The 23,563-nt window shown below is 55.7% G+C and carries 21 protein-coding genes and 3 pseudogenes; 16 read left to right on the top strand and 8 right to left on the bottom strand.

The window, feature by feature from the left end:
• Positions 1–167 precede the first annotated feature (167 nt).
• The 3 genes from LZP73_RS18315 (at position 168) to LZP73_RS18305 (ending at position 3,181) form a co-directional block, all read left to right on the top strand.
• On the top strand, positions 168–1,961 hold the full coding sequence (locus LZP73_RS18315) for an AMP-dependent synthetase/ligase (RefSeq protein WP_234236378.1): 1,794 nt from the start codon (positions 168–170) through the stop codon (positions 1,959–1,961).
• A 164-nt stretch (positions 1,962–2,125) separates the two neighbouring features.
• Complete coding sequence (locus LZP73_RS18310; protein WP_234236377.1) at positions 2,126–2,533, top strand: acyl-CoA thioesterase; 408 nt, start codon at positions 2,126–2,128, stop codon at positions 2,531–2,533.
• Between the two features lie 180 nt (positions 2,534–2,713).
• On the top strand, positions 2,714–3,181 hold the full coding sequence (locus LZP73_RS18305; protein ID WP_234236376.1) for a methyltransferase family protein: 468 nt from the start codon (positions 2,714–2,716) through the stop codon (positions 3,179–3,181).
• Here the strand turns inward: LZP73_RS18305 and LZP73_RS18300 are convergent.
• Positions 3,165–3,620, bottom strand: coding sequence for an acyl-CoA thioesterase (locus LZP73_RS18300; protein WP_234236375.1), 456 nt, complete (start codon positions 3,618–3,620; stop codon positions 3,165–3,167). The two genes, LZP73_RS18305 and LZP73_RS18300, sit on opposite strands and share 17 nt — an antisense overlap.
• A 203-nt stretch (positions 3,621–3,823) precedes the next feature.
• Between LZP73_RS18300 and LZP73_RS18295 the strand changes: the two are divergent.
• Positions 3,824–4,360: pseudogene (locus tag LZP73_RS18295) on the top strand (hypothetical protein); the annotation flags it as partial.
• 14 nt (positions 4,361–4,374) lie between these two features.
• Entirely contained in the window at positions 4,375–5,133 is a 759-nt protein-coding gene (locus LZP73_RS18290; RefSeq protein WP_234236373.1) for a hypothetical protein, read from the top strand.
• Between the two features lie 171 nt (positions 5,134–5,304).
• On the opposite strand, the gene norR is transcribed toward LZP73_RS18290, so the two are convergent.
• Positions 5,305–6,960: a nitric oxide reductase transcriptional regulator NorR gene (norR, locus tag LZP73_RS18285; RefSeq protein WP_442800761.1), complete on the bottom strand. Its 1,656-nt coding sequence runs from the start codon at positions 6,958–6,960 to the stop codon at positions 5,305–5,307.
• A 317-nt stretch (positions 6,961–7,277) separates the two neighbouring features.
• On the opposite strand from norR, the gene LZP73_RS18280 reads away from it, so the two are divergent.
• From LZP73_RS18280 to LZP73_RS18270, 3 genes are all read left to right on the top strand, one after another.
• Positions 7,278–7,607, top strand: coding sequence for a hypothetical protein (locus LZP73_RS18280; protein ID WP_234236372.1), 330 nt, complete (start codon positions 7,278–7,280; stop codon positions 7,605–7,607).
• Between the two features lie 51 nt (positions 7,608–7,658).
• Positions 7,659–8,972, top strand: coding sequence for an NnrS family protein (locus tag LZP73_RS18275; RefSeq protein ID WP_234236371.1), 1,314 nt, complete (start codon positions 7,659–7,661; stop codon positions 8,970–8,972).
• 154 nt (positions 8,973–9,126) lie between these two features.
• Positions 9,127–9,498, top strand: coding sequence for a hypothetical protein (locus tag LZP73_RS18270; protein WP_169564964.1), 372 nt, complete (start codon positions 9,127–9,129; stop codon positions 9,496–9,498).
• A 124-nt stretch (positions 9,499–9,622) separates the two neighbouring features.
• On the opposite strand, the gene mtnC is transcribed toward LZP73_RS18270, so the two are convergent.
• The 3 genes from mtnC to ubiU form a co-directional block, all read right to left on the bottom strand.
• Positions 9,623–10,303 carry an acireductone synthase gene (gene mtnC / locus LZP73_RS18265; RefSeq protein ID WP_234236370.1) on the bottom strand — a complete coding sequence of 227 codons (681 nt, stop codon included), beginning with the start codon at positions 10,301–10,303 and terminating at the stop codon, positions 9,623–9,625.
• A gap of 173 nt (positions 10,304–10,476) precedes the next feature.
• Positions 10,477–11,331 carry a U32 family peptidase gene (locus tag LZP73_RS18260; protein WP_234236369.1) on the bottom strand — a complete coding sequence of 285 codons (855 nt, stop codon included), beginning with the start codon at positions 11,329–11,331 and terminating at the stop codon, positions 10,477–10,479.
• A gap of 12 nt (positions 11,332–11,343) precedes the next feature.
• On the bottom strand, positions 11,344–12,345 hold the full coding sequence (ubiU, locus tag LZP73_RS18255) for a ubiquinone anaerobic biosynthesis protein UbiU (RefSeq protein ID WP_234236368.1): 1,002 nt from the start codon (positions 12,343–12,345) through the stop codon (positions 11,344–11,346).
• 140 nt (positions 12,346–12,485) lie between these two features.
• On the opposite strand from ubiU, the gene ubiT reads away from it, so the two are divergent.
• The 3 genes from ubiT to LZP73_RS18240 all read left to right on the top strand — a co-directional run bounded on the left by ubiT (position 12,486) and on the right by LZP73_RS18240 (position 14,565).
• Positions 12,486–13,019, top strand: a complete 534-nt coding sequence (ubiT, locus tag LZP73_RS18250) for a ubiquinone anaerobic biosynthesis accessory factor UbiT (protein ID WP_234236367.1) — start codon at positions 12,486–12,488, stop codon at positions 13,017–13,019.
• Between the two features lie 109 nt (positions 13,020–13,128).
• Positions 13,129–13,602, top strand: coding sequence for an Hsp20/alpha crystallin family protein (locus tag LZP73_RS18245; RefSeq protein WP_169564959.1), 474 nt, complete (start codon positions 13,129–13,131; stop codon positions 13,600–13,602).
• A gap of 222 nt (positions 13,603–13,824) precedes the next feature.
• Positions 13,825–14,565, top strand: a complete 741-nt coding sequence (locus LZP73_RS18240; protein WP_234236366.1) for a hypothetical protein — start codon at positions 13,825–13,827, stop codon at positions 14,563–14,565.
• Between the two features lie 67 nt (positions 14,566–14,632).
• On the opposite strand, the gene LZP73_RS18235 is transcribed toward LZP73_RS18240, so the two are convergent.
• Positions 14,633–16,501 carry a DUF885 domain-containing protein gene (locus LZP73_RS18235; RefSeq protein WP_234236365.1) on the bottom strand — a complete coding sequence of 623 codons (1,869 nt, stop codon included), beginning with the start codon at positions 16,499–16,501 and terminating at the stop codon, positions 14,633–14,635.
• A 152-nt stretch (positions 16,502–16,653) separates the two neighbouring features.
• Between LZP73_RS18235 and LZP73_RS18230 the strand changes: the two genes are divergently transcribed.
• Positions 16,654–16,887 (top strand): hypothetical protein, encoded by a 234-nt coding sequence (locus tag LZP73_RS18230; RefSeq protein WP_234236364.1) that lies wholly within the window; start codon positions 16,654–16,656, stop codon positions 16,885–16,887.
• 28 nt (positions 16,888–16,915) lie between these two features.
• Here LZP73_RS18230 and LZP73_RS18225 read toward each other — a convergent pair whose 3' ends face one another.
• Both LZP73_RS18225 and LZP73_RS18220 read right to left on the bottom strand, forming a co-directional pair.
• Positions 16,916–17,605, bottom strand: a complete 690-nt coding sequence (locus LZP73_RS18225) for an RES family NAD+ phosphorylase (RefSeq protein ID WP_234236401.1) — start codon at positions 17,603–17,605, stop codon at positions 16,916–16,918.
• Positions 17,605–18,045, bottom strand: a complete 441-nt coding sequence (locus LZP73_RS18220; protein ID WP_211164416.1) for an MbcA/ParS/Xre antitoxin family protein — start codon at positions 18,043–18,045, stop codon at positions 17,605–17,607. The genes LZP73_RS18225 and LZP73_RS18220 overlap by 1 nt, the downstream gene beginning before the upstream one ends.
• A 384-nt stretch (positions 18,046–18,429) precedes the next feature.
• Here LZP73_RS18220 and LZP73_RS18215 point away from each other — a divergent pair, with 384 nt between their 5' ends.
• The 4 genes and pseudogenes from LZP73_RS18215 to LZP73_RS18200 form a co-directional block, all read left to right on the top strand.
• Positions 18,430–20,631: an OsmC domain/YcaO domain-containing protein gene (locus LZP73_RS18215; RefSeq protein WP_234236363.1), complete on the top strand. Its 2,202-nt coding sequence runs from the start codon at positions 18,430–18,432 to the stop codon at positions 20,629–20,631.
• 969 nt (positions 20,632–21,600) lie between these two features.
• Positions 21,601–22,284 (top strand): hypothetical protein, encoded by a 684-nt coding sequence (locus LZP73_RS18210; RefSeq protein ID WP_234236362.1) that lies wholly within the window; start codon positions 21,601–21,603, stop codon positions 22,282–22,284.
• Positions 22,285–22,461: 177 nt separating this feature from the next.
• Positions 22,462–22,803, top strand: a pseudogene (locus LZP73_RS18205) (transposase); the annotation flags it as partial.
• A gap of 72 nt (positions 22,804–22,875) precedes the next feature.
• Positions 22,876–23,563: pseudogene (locus LZP73_RS18200) on the top strand (IS3 family transposase); the annotation flags it as partial.

The following is a 23,563-nucleotide window of genomic DNA, read 5'->3' as shown; positions in this document are numbered from 1 at the left end:
GGATGTCAACTCACACCGACCTGGACCCGCCTGGCGCTTTTTCCCTGTCGCACTCGGCCCGGCCGAGGCGTCGGCGCCGGGTTAGAGCAAAAACTCTTATTATCCGCCATGAGTTAGGGTAAAATGCGTCCAAAACGGCACAGCTGTAAGCTAAGAACGAGAAAATTATGTCCCTCGAACAGTATCACCTTATTCGACTCCTGCAGCAGAGAAGCGCCGAGTCACCCGCCGCCATCGCCCTGGAGGGCTTCGAAATGTCGGCCCCCTGGCAGCAGGTCAGTTGGCAGTCATTCGACGAGATCAGCGGCCGCATCGCCCGTTGGGCGATAGACATAGGCCTGCAGGTGCAGGACAGGGCGGTGATCCTGGCGGAAAACTGCCCCCAATGGACCTGCGCCGATGTCGGCCTGCTGAAGGCCAGAGCCGTGGTGGTCCCCATATACCCGACCAGCACACTGGAACAGGCCGCCTACATAGTCAAGGATGCCGAGGCCAAACTGCTCATAGTGGGTGACGCCGAACAATACGCCATGGCCCGTGAGCTGCAGGCCCTATGCCCCAGTGTCGAACATATTCTGGTGTTCGACGCCCGGGTGGCGCTGGTGGATGACAGGCATCTGCATCTGGACAGCCTCCTGTCAGCTCCCCTGGTTGCCGGGACGGCTGATGAACTCGAGCAACGCCTGGCGCAGCTCAGTCTGGACGACCTCTTGACCCTGATCTACACCTCGGGCACCACGGGCGATCCCAAGGGGGTGATGCTGAGTCAGCGCAACTTCGCCGCGACCGTGCCCCAGCATGACGACAAGCTGGCCTTCACCCCGGGCGACGTGTCGCTGGCCTTCCTGCCGCTGAGCCATGTGTTCGAGCGCAGCTGGAGTTTCTATGTCCTATGCCGTGGCGGCCGCAACGTCTATCTGAGTGACACCGCCAGGGTCAAGGAAGCGATAGCCGAGGTGCGGCCACATAACTTGTGTGTGGTGCCCAGGTTCCTGGAGAAGGTCTACAGCGCAGTGCAGGACAAGGTGTCCCGTTCTTCCAAGACCAAACGGGCGCTGTTTGCCTGGGCCCTGGGGGTCGGTGAGCGCTATTTCGAGGCGAGCCAGGGACGTGCCGACATGGGATTCGGACTCGCGCTGCAGCGGCGCTTGGCCCAGCGCCTGGTGTTCAGCAAGCTGCAACAGGCGCTGGGCGGACGACTCAAGTTCATGCCCTGTGGCGGTGCCGCCCTGGATACCAAGGTTGGCCGTTTCTTTCATGCCATAGAAGTGCCCGTGCTCTGCGGCTACGGAATGACGGAAACCACGGCCACCGTCAGCTGCAACACCCTGAGCAACAGGGTCGCCGGCTCCAACGGTCAGGTGCTGCCGGCGGTCGAGCTCAAGCTGGGACAGGACAATGAGATCTTGGTGCGCGGCGATACCATAATGCAGGGCTATTACAAGCGTCCGCAGGATACCGCCGCCGCGTTCGAGGATGGCTGGCTGAAAACCGGCGATGCCGGGCGTCTGGACGAGCAAGGCAACCTCTACATCACAGATCGCATCAAGGAGTTGATGAAGACGTCCAACGGCAAGTATATCGCGCCGCAAAGGGTCGAAGGCAAGGTAGGTTGTTGTCCCTTCATAGAACAAGTGGCGGTAATCGCCGATGCCCGTAACTATGTGACCGCTCTGATAGTCCCGGCCTTCGAGGCGCTGGAAGTCTGGGCCCAGGAGCAGGGGCTCAAGTATGGCTCTACCCTGGAACTGCTGCGCCACAACCAGGTCGTAATGCACTTCGAACAAAGGCTGCTGCACCTGCAACAGGACCTGGCAGGCTTCGAGCAGATCAAGAAATTTACCCTGCTGCCTGAGGCTTTCTCCATGGAGGCTGGACTCATCACCCCGACGCTGAAACTGAAGCGCAAGATGATCTACCATAAATACACCCGGGAAATTAATGCCATGTATGGCAGTTAACCCAGTCTGGCAGTGAACTCAAGCGCAACGAGGGACGCCAATGGCGTCCCTTGTCATATGGGTCCAGCTTGCCGCGTTGTCGCGGCCGTTTTATGTCATTCCCTTTGAAGTCAGTGGCTTTTACCGTTAATCTGACGGACTCAACAAGCCGATAGGAAGCCTAGATGTTTGAAAATACCCTGAGCCTGGACATACAGCCAAGATTCAATGAGACCGATGGCCTGGGCCATATCAACAACACTGTCATTCCTGTCTGGTTCGAGGCGGCCCGCGAGCCCATCTTCGAGATCTTCAATCCAGAGCTGGATCTGAACCAATGGAATCTTATCGTTGCCGGCTTCACCATAGCCTACACGGCCCCGACCTTCTACGGTAAGCCTGTGACAGTGAAGACCTGGATCAGCCGCATAGGCAACAGCAGCTTCGAGGTCGGTCAGAGCTGTTGGCAACAGGGCAAGAAAACCGCCGAAGCCAAGACCTCGCTGGTGCATTACGACTATGCCGTCGAGAAGAGCCAGCCGATCCCGGCCGACATACGCGGGCTGCTCGGTCGCCTGTTGCACTCGGAGTAGCAGCCGGACGCCTTAGTCCCTGAAGTTGGGGATGGGCTACAGGATAGAGACTCTGACATTGTTGCCCCGTCGACCAGCCTGAGTAAAATTTCATACAGTGCGACGGATTTCAATGCGCTGTGTATGACATCCAGGCTCGGGGCTGTTCCCGAGTCCAATGTCGAAGGAGAGACTGAGAGCATGACGTGCTTGGCACTCAAGATACCACCGCTGTTGTTGCTGCTGATTTACGGCGCTTTGATGTCGCTCGGCAGCCTTTGTACTCTCGCCGAGATTGAGCTTGAATTCGGACAGTTGGGCCTGACATTGGCCGCGTCGGTTTTTGTTTGCGGGATCTTGCTGGCCACTCTGGGCCTGTATCAATTCAGGGCGGCCAGGACGACGGTCAACCCTATGCTGCCGCAGACATCGGCTGTGCTGGTGCAGTCGGGTGTGTATCGAATGAGCCGAAATCCCATGTATCTCGGCTTCTTCGCCATCTTACTGGCCCTGGCCATTTATCTGGGAAATTGGCTGTCCTATCTGATCTGTTGCTCTTTTATCCCCTATATGAATCGTTTTCAAATCATCCCAGAAGAGCAGGCATTGTTTGAGCTTTTCGGCGAAGAGTTTGCTCAATATCGCCAAAGTGTCAGGCGCTGGCTCTAGCCGTCGACCCTGGCTGGTCCTGGTGTTGTCTCAGTATCTCGAGTAGTGCCGCCGGCAGTTCGGCCTTCTTGCCCGTCTTGAAGTTGAACATCACGGCCACGGATGAGCCTGTGGTGGTGATGACCTGCTGCGCCTTGCTGAAGACCTGGTAGTGCATGGTGAATCTGTCGTTGTGGATATCGCTGATGCCGATGCTGACCAATAAGCTATCGGGGAAGGTGACGGGGCGTTTGTATCTGGCCTGGTTCTCACTGATGACGGGGCCTACGCCGGACTTATACATGGCATCCAGCGGGTACAGGCGGTTGAAAAAATCGATACGGGCCGTCTCGAAGTAGCGGAAATACACTACGTTATTGACGTGTTGCAGGGCATCCATCTCACCCCAGGCGACCGGGATTTCGGTGACCAGAGCATGGCTCGCGAGAAACTTTTCCATAGTTAGACCTTAGCTAAAGCTGAGTTAAAACGCTCGTTTAATTCCAAGGGCCAGACTAACAGCATGGCGGGAGGCCAGCAAGGGGGCCGGCCTCATGCTATTCGTTTGGCTCTCAAGTTGTGTTGTGCCTGCCTCGTGTTTCCTGTCATGATTTCAGCAGCAGAAAAAGCGACCTTGCGAGCTAGAATGGAAAGTACGAAGGGAAAGTTAGCCATATGTACTTGGATTCAAAAGGTTTGGTTACCGTTGGGGTAGGGCATCTCCTGAAAGATTCCGCCAGCGCCCAGATGCTGAACTTTAAGACCTGCACTAACCTGCCGGCATCTAAGGATGAAGTTCGCGCCGACTATGAAGCTGTTAAAAAACAACCGGCAAACAGGTTGGTCGCTTTTTATAAGCAGCAGGTGAAGCTTAAACTTGCGGATGCAGACATAAATAGCCTGACGGATAAACATATAGATAGCTTCGAAGGCGAATTAAGAAGGATATTTCCTGATTTTCCAACCTATCCAGCTGAGGTCAAACTCGCCCTGTTTGATATTATTTTCAACGTTGGCATGACGGATTTGAACAATATGTGGCCTGGGCTTAAGCAAGCAGTCAAAACCAAGGATTGGACGACGGCGGCAAAAGAGTCTAACAGAAAGTCTCCTATCTCATTTGAACGAAATGAATACGTCAAAGATTTGTTCGAGAAAGCCGCGGCTGATTCCCGGAGTCAGACCTTGGTCAAACCATGAGCGGTGGAGCTACTATGAATATTAAGTTTATCAAGCCTTTCTTTATGATGGGCCTTTTCCTGTGTCTTATGGGAGGCCTGAGTGTCGCTGCTATCGTCTCGAATAAGGCTACGGACAGTATTCCTGTGAGCTGGGATACTGGGTTTATTATGCCGGCGTTGTTGGCGTCGCCGGTCGAGCTGCATAATCTAGAGGATCTCCAACAACTCATAGCTGCGCCCTGGTATGCTGAGCTAAAAGTTAGCCAGACGAAGGTTGGAGAATCTGTGTTCTCTTCTTGTCGGGATTACTTCGAACGAGTGGATGATGCAACCCGCACAACCGCGGCCAGTGAGATGAATGCCTATCTGGAATTTAAGGTCATGTGCGAAGCCATTCGTCTGTTGATGACAGCCGAAAATTCTGAATCGAGTTATTTGCCGGATCCAATACTCAGTGATGCTGCGCCAAAACAGTGGCCCAAGGCACTTGCGCTGCAAATATCTGTGGAAGAATCGCGGAGAAGTGCTGAAGATCCCGAATTGAAGTATTGGTCGGATATTACGCCAATCACTAAATATGAATCTCAATCCACGGCTAAAGCCAGCTATTACCATGAGAGTGGCTATCAGGAGGTTGAAATTGTCGGTCGCGGGGATACGAATAGTGATGGTGTTGAAGATGTGCTGCTCGTGATGCGCGACCATGTCTACGGTGGTAATTATTTCAATATCAGACTATTAGTGCTGTCAGTGGATGCCCAGAGGCGCTGGCATCTGCTGACGGAATTTTAGCCGCCTACCGTTGGGTACCGCTCCAGCCATGGCAGTAAGCTTGCCGCTCATCGGCTGGCGTGGGCTCCGGCCTGACAGCTGACAGGCCAGAGACTCATCCCCAGCTCTCGTTTGCATGCTGGTGCCTGTGGCGTGCTTGCGCAAGCTTCCGGTATCCAGGCAACAACGGCATCAACTGTCGCTGATTATCTGTTTGGTTACCTTTATCCCCAGGCGTTTCGCCAGGCGGCTGAGGTTGGCGCGATCTGTGTCCAGGCGCTTGGCCGCCGCCGACCAGCTGCCGTTTTCCTGGGACAATACCCTAGCGATCAGCTGGCGCTGATAGGTTTCTGTCTGCTGCTTGAGATTGAGTTGCTGCCCTGGAGCTGGTCGCTCCTGTGCTGGATTCGGCTCCAGGTCTATGGAGTCGTCATCCGCTCCCTGTGACTGGGTCGCGACCAGCTGCTCTATGTGTTTGGCGTAGATCCTTATGATGCTCCCGGCTTGCTGCCTGGCCCCATTCTCGTTCCTGGCTCTGAGTGTCGCCCGGGCGAGCACATGCTCGAGCTCGCGCACATTGCCGGGCCAGTCGTAACGGCAGAGCAGCTCTATGGCTTCCGAGTCCAGCGCCAGCTGGCGTATCCCGAGTTTACGCCGCAGCTGCTCGACGAAGTAACCTGCGAGCAGGGCGACATCGCCCTCCCTGTGGCGCAGCGGTGGCACCGACATGGGATACACGCTCAGCCTGTGGTACAGATCGGCGCGAAAGCGTCCCTCGGCGACCTCCTGCTTCAATTGGCGGTTGGTGGCGGCCAGCACCCGCACGTCAACCTTCTCCGTGGCGTCCTTGCCCAGGGGTTGGATCTCCTGGTTTTGCAGTGCCCGCAACAACTTACTCTGTACCGCCAGCGGCAGCTCGCCGATCTCGTCGAGGAACAGGGTGCCGCCGTCCGCCAGGCTGAATTTCCCCTTGCGGGTACGATCTGCACCCGTGAAGGCCCCCTTCACATGGCCGAAGAGTTCGCTCTCGATCAGGTTTTCCGGCAGGGCGGCGCAGTTGACATACACCAGCGGTCCCTCGGTGCGTGTCGATTGCCTGTGCAGGGTACGGGCGACCAGCTCCTTGCCCACGCCGGTTTCACCCTCGATCAGTATGGTGAAGTCGGAGGAAGCGACCATGTCTATCTCCCGCTTGAGCCTCTGCATGGCCTGACTGTTGCCTATCAGCTCGCCACCGTCTTTTACCAATGCCTCATGGGTCAACTCGGCCACCAACAGCTGGTTATGCTGTGAGTGTTGCTCCAGCTGTTGCAGCAGTATGGCCGTCTTGAGGGTCGCCGCCGACATGGCGGAGATCACGTCCAGGGTGCGTTTGGGGATGGCGTCGAACACATGGGGCGTCATGCTGTCCAGGGTCAACACACCGATCAGCTGCTCATCGGCCCGTAACGGCAACCCCATGCAGGCATGCACAGGCAGATTGCCCTCATGGACCAGGAGCATGCCATCGTAGGGATCGGGCAGGGGGCTGTCGGCGGGGAAACGTACCGGAGTGCCCGAGTCGCAGATGGCGGCGAATCTGGGGTGGAGTGGGATCTCGAAGCGCCGCCCCAGGGTGTCCTGGGTCAAGCCCTGCTGGGCCAGCGGCTTCAGCTGATCCGGCCGCCCATCCTGGGTGTTGAGGGCCTGCAACAGCACCACGGCATCGCAGCTGACGGTGCGCCTGACTGTGGTCAGCAGGCGCTCGAAACGATCTTGGGTGGTGAGGCTGTTGGTTAAATCCAATGCCAGCTCGATTAACGCCGCCGATGAGATGTCGGCCATGGGTTTGCTCCAATCTGATGTCATGACTCGTGCCTGTTGTTTGCATAAGAGTGCCGGATCTTGGTTTCAGCCTAACACGCCTGGAGGCTAAATGATTCACTTGCGTCATAATGACTCATACTAAAGTGTGTCTTTATGACTCATGCAAGCGTGGCTGATTCGGCAACTGCTTTGTTATTAAAGGATATTCTGTATGCGAGTACCTTGGCATGGTATTCGCTATATCAGTCTTGAGTCGCGTTATCTTTGGTAGGAGGCGCGGTAACAGGTTTGAGGCCAATCTCAGGACAAGAGTGTTGAGCGAGGCAGGGCAAAGGTTAACAGAATTTAAGGGCCAGGCTATGAATATTTCTCAGACAATGGCGTTAACGGCGGATACCCAGTTCGGCCATGATGTTTTTCAGGCACCGCGAGTGAAGGGACTTGATGCTGGTCAAGGCAAGTCCAAGCATGGCTATGCTACCTTGTTGTCGGCGGGTAATTGGGCCATGGGACTGACCCTGCTGGGGCTGCTATGCAGCGTGCTGGTGAGTTACAGTCAACTGCTGAGCTTTTCCCTCGGCGCCCAGATCGCCGGTCATATTGCGCTGGTACTCTTTGCCACCTTGTTCAAGATCTCTTACGTCATACGTTGCATTGGCTTGAACGGTTTGGGTAAGCCAATACACTGAGCATTAGAGAACAGCATGAAACAGATACAGAGAAAGGATTAAAGCAGGCCTATGAGCAAATCACTCTTGAAGATCAATGAGCCGGAGAGCAAGCACAGGGCGGCTAAACCCGGGACCAGGCAGATACTCTCGTCGACGGGTGAGCTCGAGGCGAAAACCGCAGGTACAGGTGTCAAAGCGAGTGGCTATGCCTCGCTGCGCGGCCTCAGCAAGCAAGCCGTCTGGGATCTGCCGTTTCGCCCCTGGTTTCTCGCCGCCGCCTGCCTGTCTGTGGTCAGCATAGGCATCTGGATCTCCTTCCTGCAGGGACATTTCGGCGGCTTTGCCGATGACGGCATCACGCCTCTGGTATGGCATATCCACGAAATGCTGTTCGGTTTCGGTGCCACGGTCGCCGTGGCCTTCCTGCTCACGGCGGCGCAGACCTGGACGGGCAAGCGCAGTCTCCACGGCGGCGGCCTGATCGCCTTGACGCTGGTTTGGCTCTCGGTGCGTGTGTTGCTCTGGAGTCCCGCCCCCGGGCTGCAGCTGCTGGCCATAGGCCTACAGGCGCTCTGGTGGTTGGGCTCGATAGGCTATTTGGCCTCCATGCTGGTCCGCGCCCGCAGTCGGCGCAATTACCAGTTTATTCCGCTGTTGGGCGCCATGATGTTGCTTAACCTGGGCTTCCTGCTGGCCGACTTCAACGGCCATACCCAGCTGGCATTGCATCTGGCCCGCAGTGTGATCCTCCTGTTCGGTTTGATGGTCGGCATAGTGGGCGGGCGGGTGATCCCCTTCTTCACCGGCCGGGGCGCCGAGCATGCCAAGGTAGTGGCCACACCGCTGCTGGACAAACTCTTGCCTCCTGTCACCCTGGCCGGCGTTATCGTTTTCTTTACCGCCGACTTGGTGAGCTTGCCCTTCACCCCGGCGACGCTCTTGATCGCGGCCGGCGTGCTGCACCTGCTGCGTCTCTGGTGCTGGGATCCCCGCGCGACCCTCAGGGTGCCCTTGCTCTGGTCGCTGCATGCCTCCTACCTGGCGTTGGGGCTGGGACTGGTGGCCATAGGCGCCAGCTATTACACAGATGCCATCCGCTTCAGCGAGGCCTTGCATCTGATCACGGTCGGCACCATAGGGGGGATGATCCTGGCCATGATGGCACGGGTGTCTCTGGGGCATACGGGCCGACCACTCCAGCCGCACCCGGCATTGAGTCTGGCCTTCGGCCTGATACTCTTGGGCGCCCTGGCCCGGGTCGGCTTGCCGCTGCTGGGAAACCCTGCCTGGGGCTGGAGCCTGGCCGCCCTCTGCTGGATCTTGTCTTTCGGCATCTTCCTCTGGCATTACACACCTATCCTATGCGCGCCGCGCAAGGGCTAGTGTCTGCCCTGCATGTAGAAAGCGGCCTCTGGGTCGCTTTTTTTGTTTTCATGGGGCCTTGCAAAGCTAACCTATGCCGATATTTTCTGCTAACTTAGCCGAATGTGAGACATTGATTACCCTTAGATGGATAAGTAACAAAAGGAATTAGCATATGGCTGCCATAGAAAACCTGAATCCCAAGAGCCTGTCCAAGACTGTGTGGGCGGGAATACTGCTGGTGTATCTGGTGCTGTTTGTCGCGACAGGTTATGTGGCTTTCTTCGAAATAGACCACAACCCGACTATCGATCTTAATCCCTCCCTCTACGCCGATATCCAGGATCCCGAGACCAAGTCGCTGATCATCGAGACCCTGAAACAAGATACCGCCAGTCATCAGAAGAAACGCGAGCTGGCATCCCATTCGTTCAATGTGGTGTTGGGGGCATTGTTGGGCTTCCTGTCTGCCTCGGCCGTGTCGGGATTCAGGCATCGCGAAACCCAGAATAGCCAGGATGCAGTCGCGGTCGATAAACCTCAGTGACGTTTGACTCAGAGCGCTGCGATAGGCAAGGGCCTGGCCGTACAGGGATAAAATAACAGCGACCCTGGGTCGCTGTCGTGTTTGCCTGTTTGGCGCGTGTCTATGTCACTGCCGGCGCCGGCGCTTATTCGATGAGCAACTCAGCGAAACTCTTCACCTGGCGGAACTTGTCCGTGGTCTGTGCCGGGCTGCGCACCATCTGGCAGGTGAGCATGCCGGCGGCATCGGCGGCCTTGAGCTCTTCCACCACATCGGACACGAACAGCACCTGCTTGGGGCTCAGGCTGATGGTGTTGAGTATGTTGCAATAGGCCTGCTTGTCTTGTTTGTTGCCCGTGCGGGTGTCGAAGTGGCCGTTGAACAGCGGCGTCAGATCACCTGCATCGCTGTGGCTGAAGAGTAACTTCTGCGCATCGACTGAGCCGGAGGAGAAGCTGTAGACTCTCAGTTTCTGCTCGGCATAACGGTGCATGGCCTCGATGAAGTCGGGGTAGATGTGGCCCTTGAAGTCGACCTTGGTATAGCCCTGCTTCCAGATCAATCCCTGCAACGTCTTCAGTGGGGTGGCCTTGCGATCCTCGGCGACCCACTGCTGCAATATCTCCGTGGTCCTGGCCAGATCCGCTTCAGGCTCCAGGGCTATCTCCCGGGTGTCGCACAGGCAATTCTCAACCAAGACATTGGTTTGATTCTGTTCGAGAAACTCGGGTAATGCCTTAACTGAGTAGGGAAACAAGATCTCCTGAATGAAGTTAAGATCAGTCGTCGTGCCCGCTGTGTCTACGACTATGGCTCTGATACCCATATGTGTGATTACTCCCGATATGCCTGCAAAATTAGCTGGCTAGATCCTAAGCTGATTTAGCGGATTTGACCAGCCTTTCGCTGTGGCTTTGTGGTCCCTAAACGGCGAAATTCGGGCCCGGCAGCCTCATGCCAGGCCCGCGACGCCGGGCTCAGCTGTTGGCGCCTCGCAGCTCAGCACGAAACCATGCCGGGTGCGTCGTGCCAATAGCCGTTGCAGGGCATCTCGGGCTTGGGCAAGGGTTGGCCCTGGGTGAGCAGGCTGGCTGTCTCTATGCTGCCAAGATCCGAGGGCGACACCCTGAAATAGTCGACCCCCAGACTATGCATGTCGGCGATTTCGGCCGACAGGTCGACGCAGGCCGCCGATTGGGTCTGAATGCCATTGAGCCTCAGCAGGGGTTGTGCTTCCTGGGTCTGCGCCAGCAGGCCCTGAGGGTGTGACAGGCAGACTATGTTGCATTGATCCTTATGCAACCCCATATGCCTGGCGGTAAAGCAGCGGGCCGAATGCGCCAGCGGCATATGACCGTGACCGAAGACTTCTATTTCGAACGGCAGTTTGCCGCCGGCTGCCTCCATCACCTTGACGAGCCAGGAGCGGGACAGCTCCAGCGGCATGACGAAGCGTTGCATGCCCCAGCCATGGAGCCGGGTCAGGCTGGCGAGGTTGTAGTTGTTGATGCTTGGACCACAGACGAAGGGCAGTCCCAGGGCTTTGGCCTGCTGCACTGCGGCGACATCGTTGGCTTCTATGATGAATTCGCCATTCTCCACCTGCTTCTTGAGCTCGTTATATTCGGAGGGCGCCTCCAGCAGCGCCAGGGTCGAGAGCACCACCTGCTTGCCCGCCTGTTTGAGCATGCTTGCCAATGCCAGATAGTCACCGAACTTCAGCTCGCGCCTGCGACTGCAAACGGCTTCGCCCAGGTAGACAAGGGGGATGGGGCTGTGTGCGACCCGCTGGTAGAAGTCCATGACCTGCGGTTTCTTCCAGCAGTACAGCAGTGGACCTAAAGAAATCTTCATTGTGATTCGCCTCTATTGCCAGTTGCGCTCATAGGCGCCCAGGGTGGTGATTTGCCCTTCCGAGACCTTGGCCAGGGCACTATCCCATTCGCTGCGGCACTGGAAGTGTTGCGGATCTTGCAGGTAGGTGTCTATGGCGCGGCGCCAGACCCTGGTGACCTGCTCCACATAGGCCGGGCTGCGTTGCCGCCCCTCTATCTTGAGCGACACTATGCCCGCCTGTGCCAGCTCGGGGATCAGGCTCAGGGTGTTGAGGCTGGTGGGGGATTCGAGCAGGTATTCGGGAGAGTCCTGCGCGTCTGTGAGGTAGCGGCCCTTGCAGACCACGGGGTAGCCCATCTGTTCGTCGACGTTGGAGACATCGATCAGCACTTCGTTGAGCCGGGTCAGCCTGCTCTGGTCCTGTTCCTGCCAGCGCACATGTTTGGCCGGCGAGCAGCTGCCCCCAGTGTTGGGCGACTGGCCGGTGACATAGGAAGACAGGTGACAGCGGCCTTCGGCCATGATGCATAGGCTGCCGAAGGCGAAGACTTCCAGATCCACAGGGCTGACCTTGGCCAGATCCCGTACCTGTTTCATCGACAATACCCTGGGCAGCACGGCGCGGGCTATGTTGAATTCTTCCTTATATAGGCTCAAGGCGCCCAGGTTGGTGGCACTGGCCTGTACCGAGAGGTGCAGGGGAATATGGGGGTAGCGACTGTGGGCGTAATCCAGCAGCGACAGATCTGCCACTATCAGGGCATCCATGTCGCAGTTTGCCGCGAGATCTACGGCTTGATACCAACGTGACTCCTCGCCGGGTTTAGGGAAGGTGTTGATGGTCAGGAATAACTTCCTGCCCTGCCTATGGGTAAATTGCGCCGCCTCTTGCAGTTTGTCCGGCGTAAAGTTCAGCCCGGCAAAGGAGCGGGCATTGGTATCATCTTTCAAGCCTAAATACACGGCGTCGGCACCGGCATTCAATGCCGTTTTCAGTGATGCCAGATTACCCGCCGGACACAGTAGTTCCATACTCAGTTCCCCCTGTTGTTTGGTTGAGGCGAAAGTGTAGAAGGGTTTGAATGACAGAGAATTGATGTAAAACAGGTTTGCCAACGGAAAGCGCAGTTAAACTTGGCGGCAGTTTTGAGTCATTCAGCAGGAGTGCCAAGATGCACACAGATTTCACCGTAGTGGCGGCAAAGAAGCTATTGGATGGGGTTCCCAGGTTTGCCCGCCGTCCGCTGGCCATGGTGCCTTTTCCGCTCAAGTCGGCGTTGATCGCCAGGGTGTTGGGGTTAATCCTCGCCGGGCAGGCCAGGGAGGGCGAGTTAAGCTTCCTGGAGGATAAATGGGTCGGGATCCAAGTGCCTGATCTGGCGTTGGCCTTCGAAGTCGGCTTCGACGGCCATTGGCTGGTGCGTGAGATGGGGGAGCAGCCCCCGGCTGTGACCTTCATGGCCGAGTCGAAGGAACTGGTGCTGGTGGCGGCCGGCAAGGAAGATCCCGATACCTTATTCTTCCAGCGGCGGCTCTGCATCGAAGGCGATACCGAGCTGGGCCTGGAGGTGAAAAACCTGCTGCTGAGCATAGAATTCGCTGCCATGCCCCTGGCCATTCGCTTCAGTATCGCCAAGTTGGCCGGGGTGATACTGAGACTTCAAGACCATGCAAGTTGTAGGGTTATGCCCCGGCCCTTGTACTAAAATAATAGTAGGGAGTCCGGAAGATTCGGGCTTCGGGGGGCGTGAATATTGAGTGAGTCAGCCCCATATTCGGCCCCTAACATAGCGTCAGGCTAGTAAGGAGGTTGTCATGAAATCAATTTTCCCCTCCATCTTTCACAGAGATGATGCCCGGACTGCACTGCAATCTAGGTTAGACAACGTCTTCGACGAGTTTGCCAGAGATTGGATGTCTAACTGGCCTGGTGTCAGGGCAGAGCGGCAGAACCTGTTTCCTGCAATAGATGTAAAAGAATGCGGCGAGTACTTCGAGATCAAGGCCGAGTTACCCGATATGGACGAAAAGGACATAGAAGTCGAAGTTCAAGGTAACTACCTGAGCATTAAGGGTGAGAAGAAATTCGAACAAGACAAGGATGAGAAAGGCTACCACTTCAGGGAACGTTCCTTTGGCTTATTCAACCGTCAGATCCCTTTGGGCTTCAACGCAGATGTCGATGCCATAACCGCCAAGTATGATAGAGGCGTGTTGTCCATCCATGTGCCAAAACCCGAAGAACTCCAACATGGTGCCAAGAAGGTGCGCATCAGTTTCAAGGAGTAGGCTCTTAGTGTAGAGCTTGGCGGTCAGCCATGTGCCCGGCCTGTCAGCGCCGGATCCAGGCGTCACTCGGTTATTGCAGTGACGCCTTTTTATTAACCTACCTCGCCTTCCATGACCAAGGCCGGGATGCTCCCCATGGGCGTGAGACAAGAAAGTGACTTTTGGCACTTATGGGCCATGGGGGCATTTCATATCATCAAGCTTCAACAGTTAAGGAGCTTGATGATGAACGCCATATTTACCCTGTCACAAACATTGCATATCGGCGCCGGCGCCTTCGCCCTGGTGTTGTTCTGGCTGCCGGCCTTCCTCAGGAAGGGCAGTGCCAACCACAGCCGTTTCGGCCGCTATTATGTGTATGCCATGTATTGTGTCGCGGCCACAGGTTGTACCATGGCGACCCTGGGCCTGCTCGATCCCCTGGCGGTGATCTCGCATCCGGCCAAGGATGCCGAGGCGCTGGCGCAGCAGATAGCGACGCGCAGCAATACCTGGATCTTCTTGCTGTACCTGAGTCTGTTGACCGTCACCACAGTCAGGCATGGGGTATTGGTGTTGCGCCACAAGACCCAGCGTCGGCAGTTGCAGGCGCCTGTCCATCTGCTGCTGATGGCGGGCTTAACGGTCGCGGGTCCTTTGCTGGCCATCTGGGGTCATGGTCAGCAACAAATATTGCCGGTGATCTTCGGCGTACTGGGGACGCTGGTGGGTGGAGGCTTCCTGCGCTACAGCTTCAAGGCCAGCCTGAGCAAGATGGAATGGTGGATAGAGCATCTGGGGGCCATGATAGGTTCAGGCATCGCCTGTTACACCGCCTTCTTCGCCTTCGGTGGCAGCCGCCTGTTCGTCAGCCATGGCAATCTACAGCTGCTGTCGTGGATCTTGCCCGGGGTCATAGGCGTCGGCTTCATTCGTTACCTGGGCAAGCACTATCGGCGTAAATTTGCCGGCCAGGGCGCCTGAAAGCCGCCAATAAACAGGGTCAAGATGCAGGCATCTTGACCCTGTTAGCTATCTTGCCCGGCTCAACTTACTTCACAGAATCCAGCCACATTTCTATCTTCTGCTGCATCAGAGCCAGTGGCAGGGCACCATTTTCCAGCAAGCGGTCGTGGAATACCTTGATATCGAAACGACTGCCCAGTACCTTTTTCGCCTTCTCACGCAATTCTATGATCTTCAGCTCGCCCAGCTTGTAGCCCAGCGCCTGTCCAGGCCATACGCAATAACGCTCGATTTCGCCCGTGGCCTCGTCTATGTGTATGCCTTCGGTGGCGACTGCATAGTCGATCGCCTGTTCTCGACTCCAGCCCTTGGCATGCATGCCGGTATCCACCACCAGACGCACGGCGCGGTGCAGCTCGGATTGCAGGCGGCCGATATCGTCTATGGGATCCTCGGCATAGATACCCATCTCTGCCGCCAGGCGTTCGGCGTACAGTGCCCAGCCTTCGCCCGCCGCATTGGAGTAGAAGAGGGTACTCATCAGCGGCAAGGTGTCGGACAGGCCTATTATGGTCTGCAGGTGATGACCCGGGTTGGTCTCGTGGTAGGTCAGGGTCTGCAGCGAGTAAGATGGCAGGGAGGCAGTGTCGTACAGGCTGATCCAGAAGGTGCCCTTGCGCGAACCGTCCTGGGATGGCGCATCGTAGAAGGCGCCGCTGGTGGAGGCGGCGCGGCTGTCGGGCACGGCCTCGACTGCGACCTCCTGATCCGGCAAGCGCCCGAACCACTGCGGCAGTTTGGCGTTGACCAAGTCCAAGTCGGCATGAATATCCGCCATCAGCTGCCGCTTGCCTTCCGGTGTATTGGGGTAGAGGTATTTGGGATCTTTGAGCAGCACCTGCATGCGCTCACCCACTGTGCCGTCCGTGTAGCCGACTTTTTTCAGCAGGCCGTCCATCTCAGTGGTGATCCGCGCCACCTCGGCCAGGCCCAGCCGATGAATTTCATCCGCTGTCTTGTCCGAGTTGGCCAGGTGTTTGATCATGGCCTGATACAGCTCGGCCCCTTTTGGCAGTCTGCCTATGCCGGCATCATGGGTCGCCTTCGGCCGCAGGGCCTCAAGTGCGGCAATCAGCGCCCGGGTGGCGGGGTAATATTGGCTGTCGACCAATTCAGTCGCGGATGTGGCCAGCGTTTCAGCCCCGTCCACGCCGGCCGCCGCCAGCTTGGCCTTGAAGCTCAACACCAAAGGGTGCTCGGCAGGGGGCATGGCTATCTGGGCCGCCAGGCCGCGCAGCGTCTTGTCTATCACGAAGTCGGGGGGGATCACCCCAAGTTCGGCATCCTGCTCCATCTTGGCGATAAGCCCGGCCATGGCCGCGGGATAGGCCCTCAGGCGTGCCAGATAGGCCTTGGCCTCGGTGCTGTCGGTGACAGCGAACTTGTCTTCCATGTAACCTGGGAATTCAACCTGCAGGCCGGAAAGATGGTTCACCGCATAGGGCAGGAACCAGACACCGTATTCGCCCAGTACGTTGCCATAGTCGACTGTCTGGGCCGGCAGCAGGGCGCCCCTGACTTCGGATCTGATGGCATTCAGGCTCACCCTATCCGATGGGCTCAGCCTGGCACTGTCCATGGCATCGAGTTTGGCCAGCATGGCTGCGAGGCCCGCCCTGCGATGGGCTTCTCCTGCCGGGCTGTAATCTGTCAGGCTGGACATGACCCCGGCACCTGCATTGGCGTCTGTCACCCCGTAATAAGTGGCCAGCTCGGGCCTGAGGGCGAAATAGTCCTTGGTCATACCGACCAATTGCTGCTTGAGGCTGGCCGCAGCCGGGGCGGGGGCCGGGGTTGCTGTCTCGGCCGCGGTGGGCGTGGCGTCTTGTTTAACCGGGTCGCTACAGCCGCTGACCAGTAAACCCAGTATTAGGCCATTGATTATTTTTTTCATAGGGTACTCGTGAAGTGGGTGTATTTGGTAGGCTCATCCTATCGGCGTGCAGCATTGGCATAGATACTTGCTGCGCATTAGGGCCAAAATAAGCTCACAAATCTGACGTTTATTTGGATAGTTATCCTAGCAGCAAAAATGGCCAACATCCCGTGATTTTTGTATACAATCCTCTGGGTGAGATCGCCAAGTGGCATCACCCCTATCCAGCTGGCACCGGCATGTCCGTGCCTGTCATCTCCAATGGTGACTATCGGCTGGATCCTGGATGGGTGTTTGTTGATCTTGTGGCATCGGCCATTCAGCTGAATCTTGTTCCTTTCAGAGTGACGAGAGGCCTGTGTATTCAGGGTGAAACATCGCCTGGCGTTCACCCTGGGTCGTAGGCTCCATGCCAGGCTAGAGCCATAATGGCTATTCGCCGTAGAGCTTGATTTCGAGCACATTGGTGATGGCATTGCCATTCCAATGGTACTCCAGGTGCTTGGATTGCAATATCTGGGTGACTAGACGTGGGCGGTACAAGACATAGCAGTCATGGCCCGGATGACGCACCGACAGGTAGCGGATCCCATCCACATCCCTGAGCTTATGTTCGTTGGCAAAGACCTGGCTGTAGGCATAGCTGGTGCCGTTATAGAGCAGACTCTCCTGGAAGTCTGGCCCCGTGATGTCGAGCAGCAGCGCATCGAATACTGCGACCAGCACCCGCATCTGTATCTTCTGGGGTGGTTCATCGGTATAGCCGAGCAACCTCTCCTGGTGATAGACAGTTTCCTTGACCGAAGTATCCAGCAAGGGCGCGCAGTAGTAGCCGCCAAAATCCCTGGTGGTAAACCTGGCGCCTTCCGGGTTGATATGGGTAAAGGCGGCCATCACAGCATTGCAGCCGGGCAGGCCGGTTAACCAGTCAGCCTTGGGCACCCGATTCAAGTCGCCGGCCTGCTCGTTCAACCTGCTGTTGGTCATGGCTTCTATGGCCCACACTGCCTCGAGTTCGTCTTCATTGGCCACATCCTCGAAGAGGTTGATCGTGGGGTATCGACTTGGGACCACACGATAACATTTCTGCTGCTCGTAGCCTGTCAGCGGCGGTTGCTCCATCAAGCCATGCCTCCGCGCCAGGCATGCAGCCGGCTGGCGACTTCATAGAGATCGGCCACGCGCCCCTGCTTCATGATATCCATGGCGCTGTGACCGGCGAAGAAGGGATGCTTGTTGGGTTTGCGTACCCAGCCATAGACGCTGTCATCGGCGCTGAACAGGGTCCGCAGGCATTTATGTATGTTCAGTATGTAGCTCATGCGTTCTTGGGTGTCCAAGGATAGGCGCAGTCCGCCGCTGGCTTCCTTGTATTTGCTCAATGTTGAACGAGAGCTTATCCCCAAAATTGCCAGCTGCTCCGCGGTATTGCAGTGCCACTTGTCCATGATCCTGAATACCACCGGCAGGGCCTTGCTGTAATCCATGGCTTCACTGCGCTGCTCCTGGGAATGGGTCTTAGCCTGGGCTTTGGAGTGAGCTTGCTGTTTGAGGCCGGTCATACACGGCTCCTTATCTTGAGCTGGCAAGGCGGCCTTGGATGTCGCTTAAGCCGCAATGAAAAGGGAACGTCTGAGTAAATTCTAGTCGAAATGTTCGTAAATGAACATAATTTTGTGTATTTGCACAATATTGGGCATGCCACAGGCGGCAACCCTGGCAGGGAATGGCGTCTGCCACGACCCTGGCTTAGCCTGAATAAGCTGAGCCATGTCGGCCCCGCGCCGCCCCTGCGGGCAATTAATCCAAGACTATTGGCCCAAAAAAGCAGATAATTCCCCCAATTTCGCACTATTTGTCCACGGCCGAGGCATGCTTTTAAACTGCATGTCATCAACAGCGCCCTGGGGCGAGCGGCAAGCCCAGCAGCAATTCGGAACTATCCAATGGAAATCAAAGTAAATTTTCTCGACAATCTCAGACTCGAAGCCAAGTTTGATGATTTCAGCGTCATCGCCGACCAGCCCATCCGCTACAAGGGCGATGGTTCGGCCCCGGGTCCCTTCGATTACTTCCTGGCGTCCTCGGCCCTGTGCGCCGCCTATTTCGTCAAGGTGTACTGCAGCTCCCGCGACATACCCACAGAGGGCATTCGCCTGTCGCAGAACAACATAGTCGATCCGGAAAACCGCTATAACCAGATCTTCAAGATCCAGGTGGAACTGCCGGAAAGCATTTCCGACAGGGACAGGGAAGGCATACTGCGCTCCATCGACCGCTGCACGGTAAAAAAAGTGGTGCAGACGGGCCCCGAGTTCCAGATTGAAACCGTGGCCAGCCTGGATCAGGACGCCCAGGCCATGCTGATGCTCAAGCCAGACGAGAGCCACCACACCTTCATCCTCGGCAAGGACCTGCCGCTGGAGCAGACCATAGCCAACATGACGGGCATGCTGGCGGATCTGGGGATGAAGATAGAGATCTCCTCCTGGCGCAACCTGGTGCCCCATGTCTGGTCGCTGCATATCCGCGACGCCGCTTCGCCCAAGTGCTTCACCAACGGCAAGGGTGCCACCAAGGAGAGCGCCCTGTGCTCGGCGCTGGGGGAATTTATCGAGCGCCTGAGCTGCAACTTCTTCTACAACGACCAGTATTTCGGCCCGGAGATAGCCAACGCCGACTTCGTCCACTACCCCAACGAGCAGTGGTTCCAGCCGGGGGCGGATGATGCGCTGCCGGACGGCATACTCGACGACTATTGCCTGGAGATCTACAACCCGGACGGGGATCTCTGCGGCTCCAACCTGATAGACACCAACTCGGGCAACAAGGCGCGCGGCATCTGCGCCATCCCCTATGTGCGCCAGAGTGACGGCGAGACGGTGTATTTCCCGTCGAACCTGATAGAGAACCTGTTTTTGAGCAACGGCATGAGCGCAGGCAACAACCTGGACGAAGCCAAGGTGCAGTGTCTGTCGGAGATCTTCGAGCGGGCGGTCAAGCGCCAGATCATAGAAGAGGAGATCGCCCTGCCGGACGTGCCCAGGGAAGTGCTGGCCAAGTACCCGGGCATAATGGCCGGCATAGAAGCGCTGGAGGCCCAGGGCTTCCCTCTGGTCATCAAGGATGCGTCTCTGGGCGGGCAGTTCCCCGTGATGTGCGTGACCCTGATGAACCCGCGCACCGGCGGCGTGTTCGCCTCCTTCGGCGCCCACCCCAGCCTGGAAGTGGCGCTGGAGCGCAGCCTCACCGAGCTGCTACAGGGCCGCAGCTTCGAGGGCCTCAACGATGTGCAGAAGCCCACCTTCAACAGCATGGCGGTGCAGGAGCCGGAGAACTTCGTCGAGCACTTCATCGACTCCACCGGGGTGATCTCCTGGCGCTTCTTCAGCGCCAAGCACGACTATGAGTTCGTCGAGTGGGACTTCTCGGGCACCAATGCCGAGGAGAGTGAGCGCCTGTTCGCCATACTGGAAGATCTCGGCAAGGAAGTGTACATCGCCGAATTTACCGAGCTGGGCAACGCCTGCCGTATCCTGGTGCCGGACTTCTCCGAGGTCTACCCTGTGTCGGATCTCATCTGGGACAACACCAACAAGGCGCTGGACTACCGCGAAGACATACTCAACCTGCACACTCTCAACAACCGGCAGCTGCGCAAGCTGTCCGAGCGTCTGGACGAGAGCCAGCTGGATATCTACACGGATATCATCACTCTTATCGGCATAGAGTTCGACGAGAACACAGTCTGGGGCCAGCTGACGATCCTCGAGCTCAGGCTGCTGATCGCCCTGGCGCTCGGCGAGCTGGAAGAGGCGCTGGAGCTGACCGAAACCTTCCTGCAGTACAACAACAACACTGTCGCCCGTGGCCTCTTCTACCAGGGCGTGCAGGCGGTGCTGGAAATCAGCCTCGACGACGAGCTGGAGCTAACAGATTATCTGGAGAGCCTGGGGCGCATGTTCGGCCGGGAGACCCTGGATGCCGTGGTGGGTTCTGTCGAAGGCTCGGTGCGCTTCTTTGGCCTGACGCCAACGAATTCGCAGCTCGAAGGTCTGGAGAAGCATCAGAAGCTGATCGACAGCTACAAGAAGCTGCATGCGGCCAGGGCACGATTAGCGGCCATGGCTGCCGCCAAGGCCAGTTAGGCGGGTTTCAGCGGCCGCCATAGGCCATAGCAGAAAGCCAACCCGAGAGGGTTGGCTTTTTTGTTGGTGTTTTGACTGTGGCGTTGGGCCAGAGCCTTGGGGGTGAAGCGTTGCGGGCTTCATTCAGCTGTAAATGGACCCAGCTGCGCTGGCTCTGACCGCCTTTCAGGCGGTATAAGGTCGTGGGCTTCCCGCCCACACCCGGGCAAGGAGGACTGCTCGTCCTATCCTCCTTGCATCCACCATGACGCCCCGACGAAGCGGACTCTTGTTAAAGCATTAGCCTCGGGCTAATTGCCTACGCCTCGGATGGTAAATCCCAACTCTCTTTTACAAAGAGTCCCGAGGTTGGCGCATCGTCCATGACGCGCCTACGGCATTTCCCCCAACGCCCTCGGCCGCTTCAAAGGGGAATGGGTACACTATTCTGCCTGCGTGCTTACAAGAGAGTTGTGGGTGCCCTCTTTTTCGCCTCTTTCCCGGCTGTGTACTAACAAGAGGGGACGGGGCCACTTGCTTTTTCCGAAAAACGGGCTGGGGATTGGCTCGCCCGGGAATGATTTGATCAACAAGGCCATTAAGTTGCCACATAGATGGTGATAGGTGTCAAACAATCCTTTACACTCTTAACTTATAATGGTCAAATAATATCCTTATAATAAGGAAGTTTTCACAAAACTTTGAATTCAAGGATATGAGTCATGGTTAAATATTGTACCCCAATTTTATTTTGCGGCATTGTAAGCCTTACAGTTTTGGCCGATAGTATCGTCGTTACCTCGCAAGGAACTTTTAAATGTCCAAATGCATGCAAAGTAGCTGCAGACGGAACTGTAACAGATAGTCAAGGCGAGCCCGTCTGGAAAATGCTACCACCGACACCGGAAGCGCCAAAAGAAACTTAATACATTAAAATTCATATCCAAACACGAGCTCAACATTTAAAAAATGTTTTAAGGATTTGTTTTTATGAGTATGAAGTTTAAAGTTTTCTTTGTTACAATTTTGATGGGGGCGAGTGCATACTCTGCGCATTTTTTCACTTTAAATTCAGCATTGAAAAGAATAGATGTCGCTGCACAAAAAACTGTAATAAATAACGAAACACAATCTATAATTTTCACCGAGACATATCCTGATGAATTAAAAATGCAGACTGTACTAGTGAACGACGACATAAGGGAGGAAGATAATAAAGGTATCACAGAAAAACAGAGGCCAGTAAGGTTATCTCATCTTGATGAAATTATAACTAAAAGCAGCGATGGATACACATTATTCGATAGTGGGTCAATTGATAAGCTGTCGTTATCGGATACACGCGAGCTGCTTTCATCGCTCACAGACAAAATGACTGACATAGATTCTCAATCGACGTTAGACTCTTTAAATGATGTAGTTGCTAAAATAGCATATTTAAATGCATCACCCGGTCTATTCGTTGATTCAACATCATGCTCTGACAAAATTTGTGGTTTATTATTGTCTGGGCAAGAACAGAATGTTCTGCTGCAAGAATTAAACGCTGTCACATCCAGCTTAGAATTAAAAGGAAAATTACAAGGCGGGACATTAAGAGTATTCAAGGAGGATGGAATGTATTTCGGACTGATGATTTCAGCCATAGGAAAAGAACCAATTAAAATAAGATAGTCGTGACTGGATACTGCACGCCAAAACAGGCAGGGGAAGATGGGCTGGTAGGTAGGCCTGGTTGAATGGTCCGGTTTTCTTCGCACCGAGAGGGGTAATTATGGCCACCTACAGTAATTGGCGTGCTTCAGTAGCCTCTTCTAGACTGAGATAAATTGTCTATATTAGAGTCTTGCCATGTCGTGCCCCCGGAGAACCCAGATTAGTTTGGAACTGATTATTTACAATCAGACCCTATTACCACAGCTGTAGCCGGGTGGCACGGCACGCACTTCTTGTTAATAAAGAGTGTGCGGCGATGATACCTATTCGGGTAAAAACTATGACCATCGCCGGGGCTGGGTAGAGTCACTGCTCTTTGAACTTGAAGCGGTTTTTGCCATCGATGTGGCGGCTTTTTCGGCCATGTCGAATCATCTGCATGTGGTGTTGTGAATTGATATCGACACGGCAAACCGTTGGAGTGACAGAGAAGTGCTGGAGCAGTGGCATAAACTGTTTAAAGGCTATGAATTAACTGTAGGGGCATACTAAATTTGGCCACCTGATTAGAGGTGATATCATCACGTCTGTATTTAAACAGGTGACACAATGACAAAGCAAACCAGACCAACATACAGCCCGGAGTTTCGACTCGAGGCAGCACAACTGGTCGTTGACCAAAACTACTCAGTCATTGACGCTGCTAAAGCCATGGGCGTGAGTAAATCAGGCATGGAAAAGTGGGTTAGACAACTCAAGCAAGAACGTATGGGGAGCTCACCCAAAGCCACGCTAATGACGCCAGAACAAATTGAAATTCGTGAGTTGAAGAAGAAAATTGATCGCCTCGAGGAGCATAATGCCATCCTAAAAAAGGCTACCGCTCTCTTGATGTCAGACTCCCTGAACAGTTCTCGTTAGTCGAGAAGCTCAAGCAGAGCCATACGGTAAAATGCATCTGTGAAGTGTTCGGGCTTCACCGAAGTAGCTATAAGTATTGGCGCAGTCGTCCAAAGGCCATTTCACCAGAGAAGGTAAAATTACAAAGTCTGATACGGGAAGCCCATGCAGCGAGCAATGGCTCTGCGGGGGCGAGAAGCGTTGCAGAGATAGTAACGGCTAAAGGGATAAACTTGAGTCGTTATCGCGCGAGTAAACTGATGAAACAGTTAGGGCTAGTCAGTTGCCAGCAGCCAAAGCATGCTTATAAGAAAGCTGACCGAGAACATGTTGAAATACCCAACCACTTGGCTCGCCAGTTCCAAGTCACTGAGCCTAATCAAGTGTGGTGTGGGGA

The organism is Shewanella sp. AS16 (assembly GCF_021412365.1).
In the GTDB taxonomy this organism is placed as follows: Bacteria; Pseudomonadota; Gammaproteobacteria; order Enterobacterales; family Shewanellaceae; genus Shewanella; species Shewanella salipaludis.
This window is presented reverse-complemented; position numbering and strand designations above follow the sequence as displayed.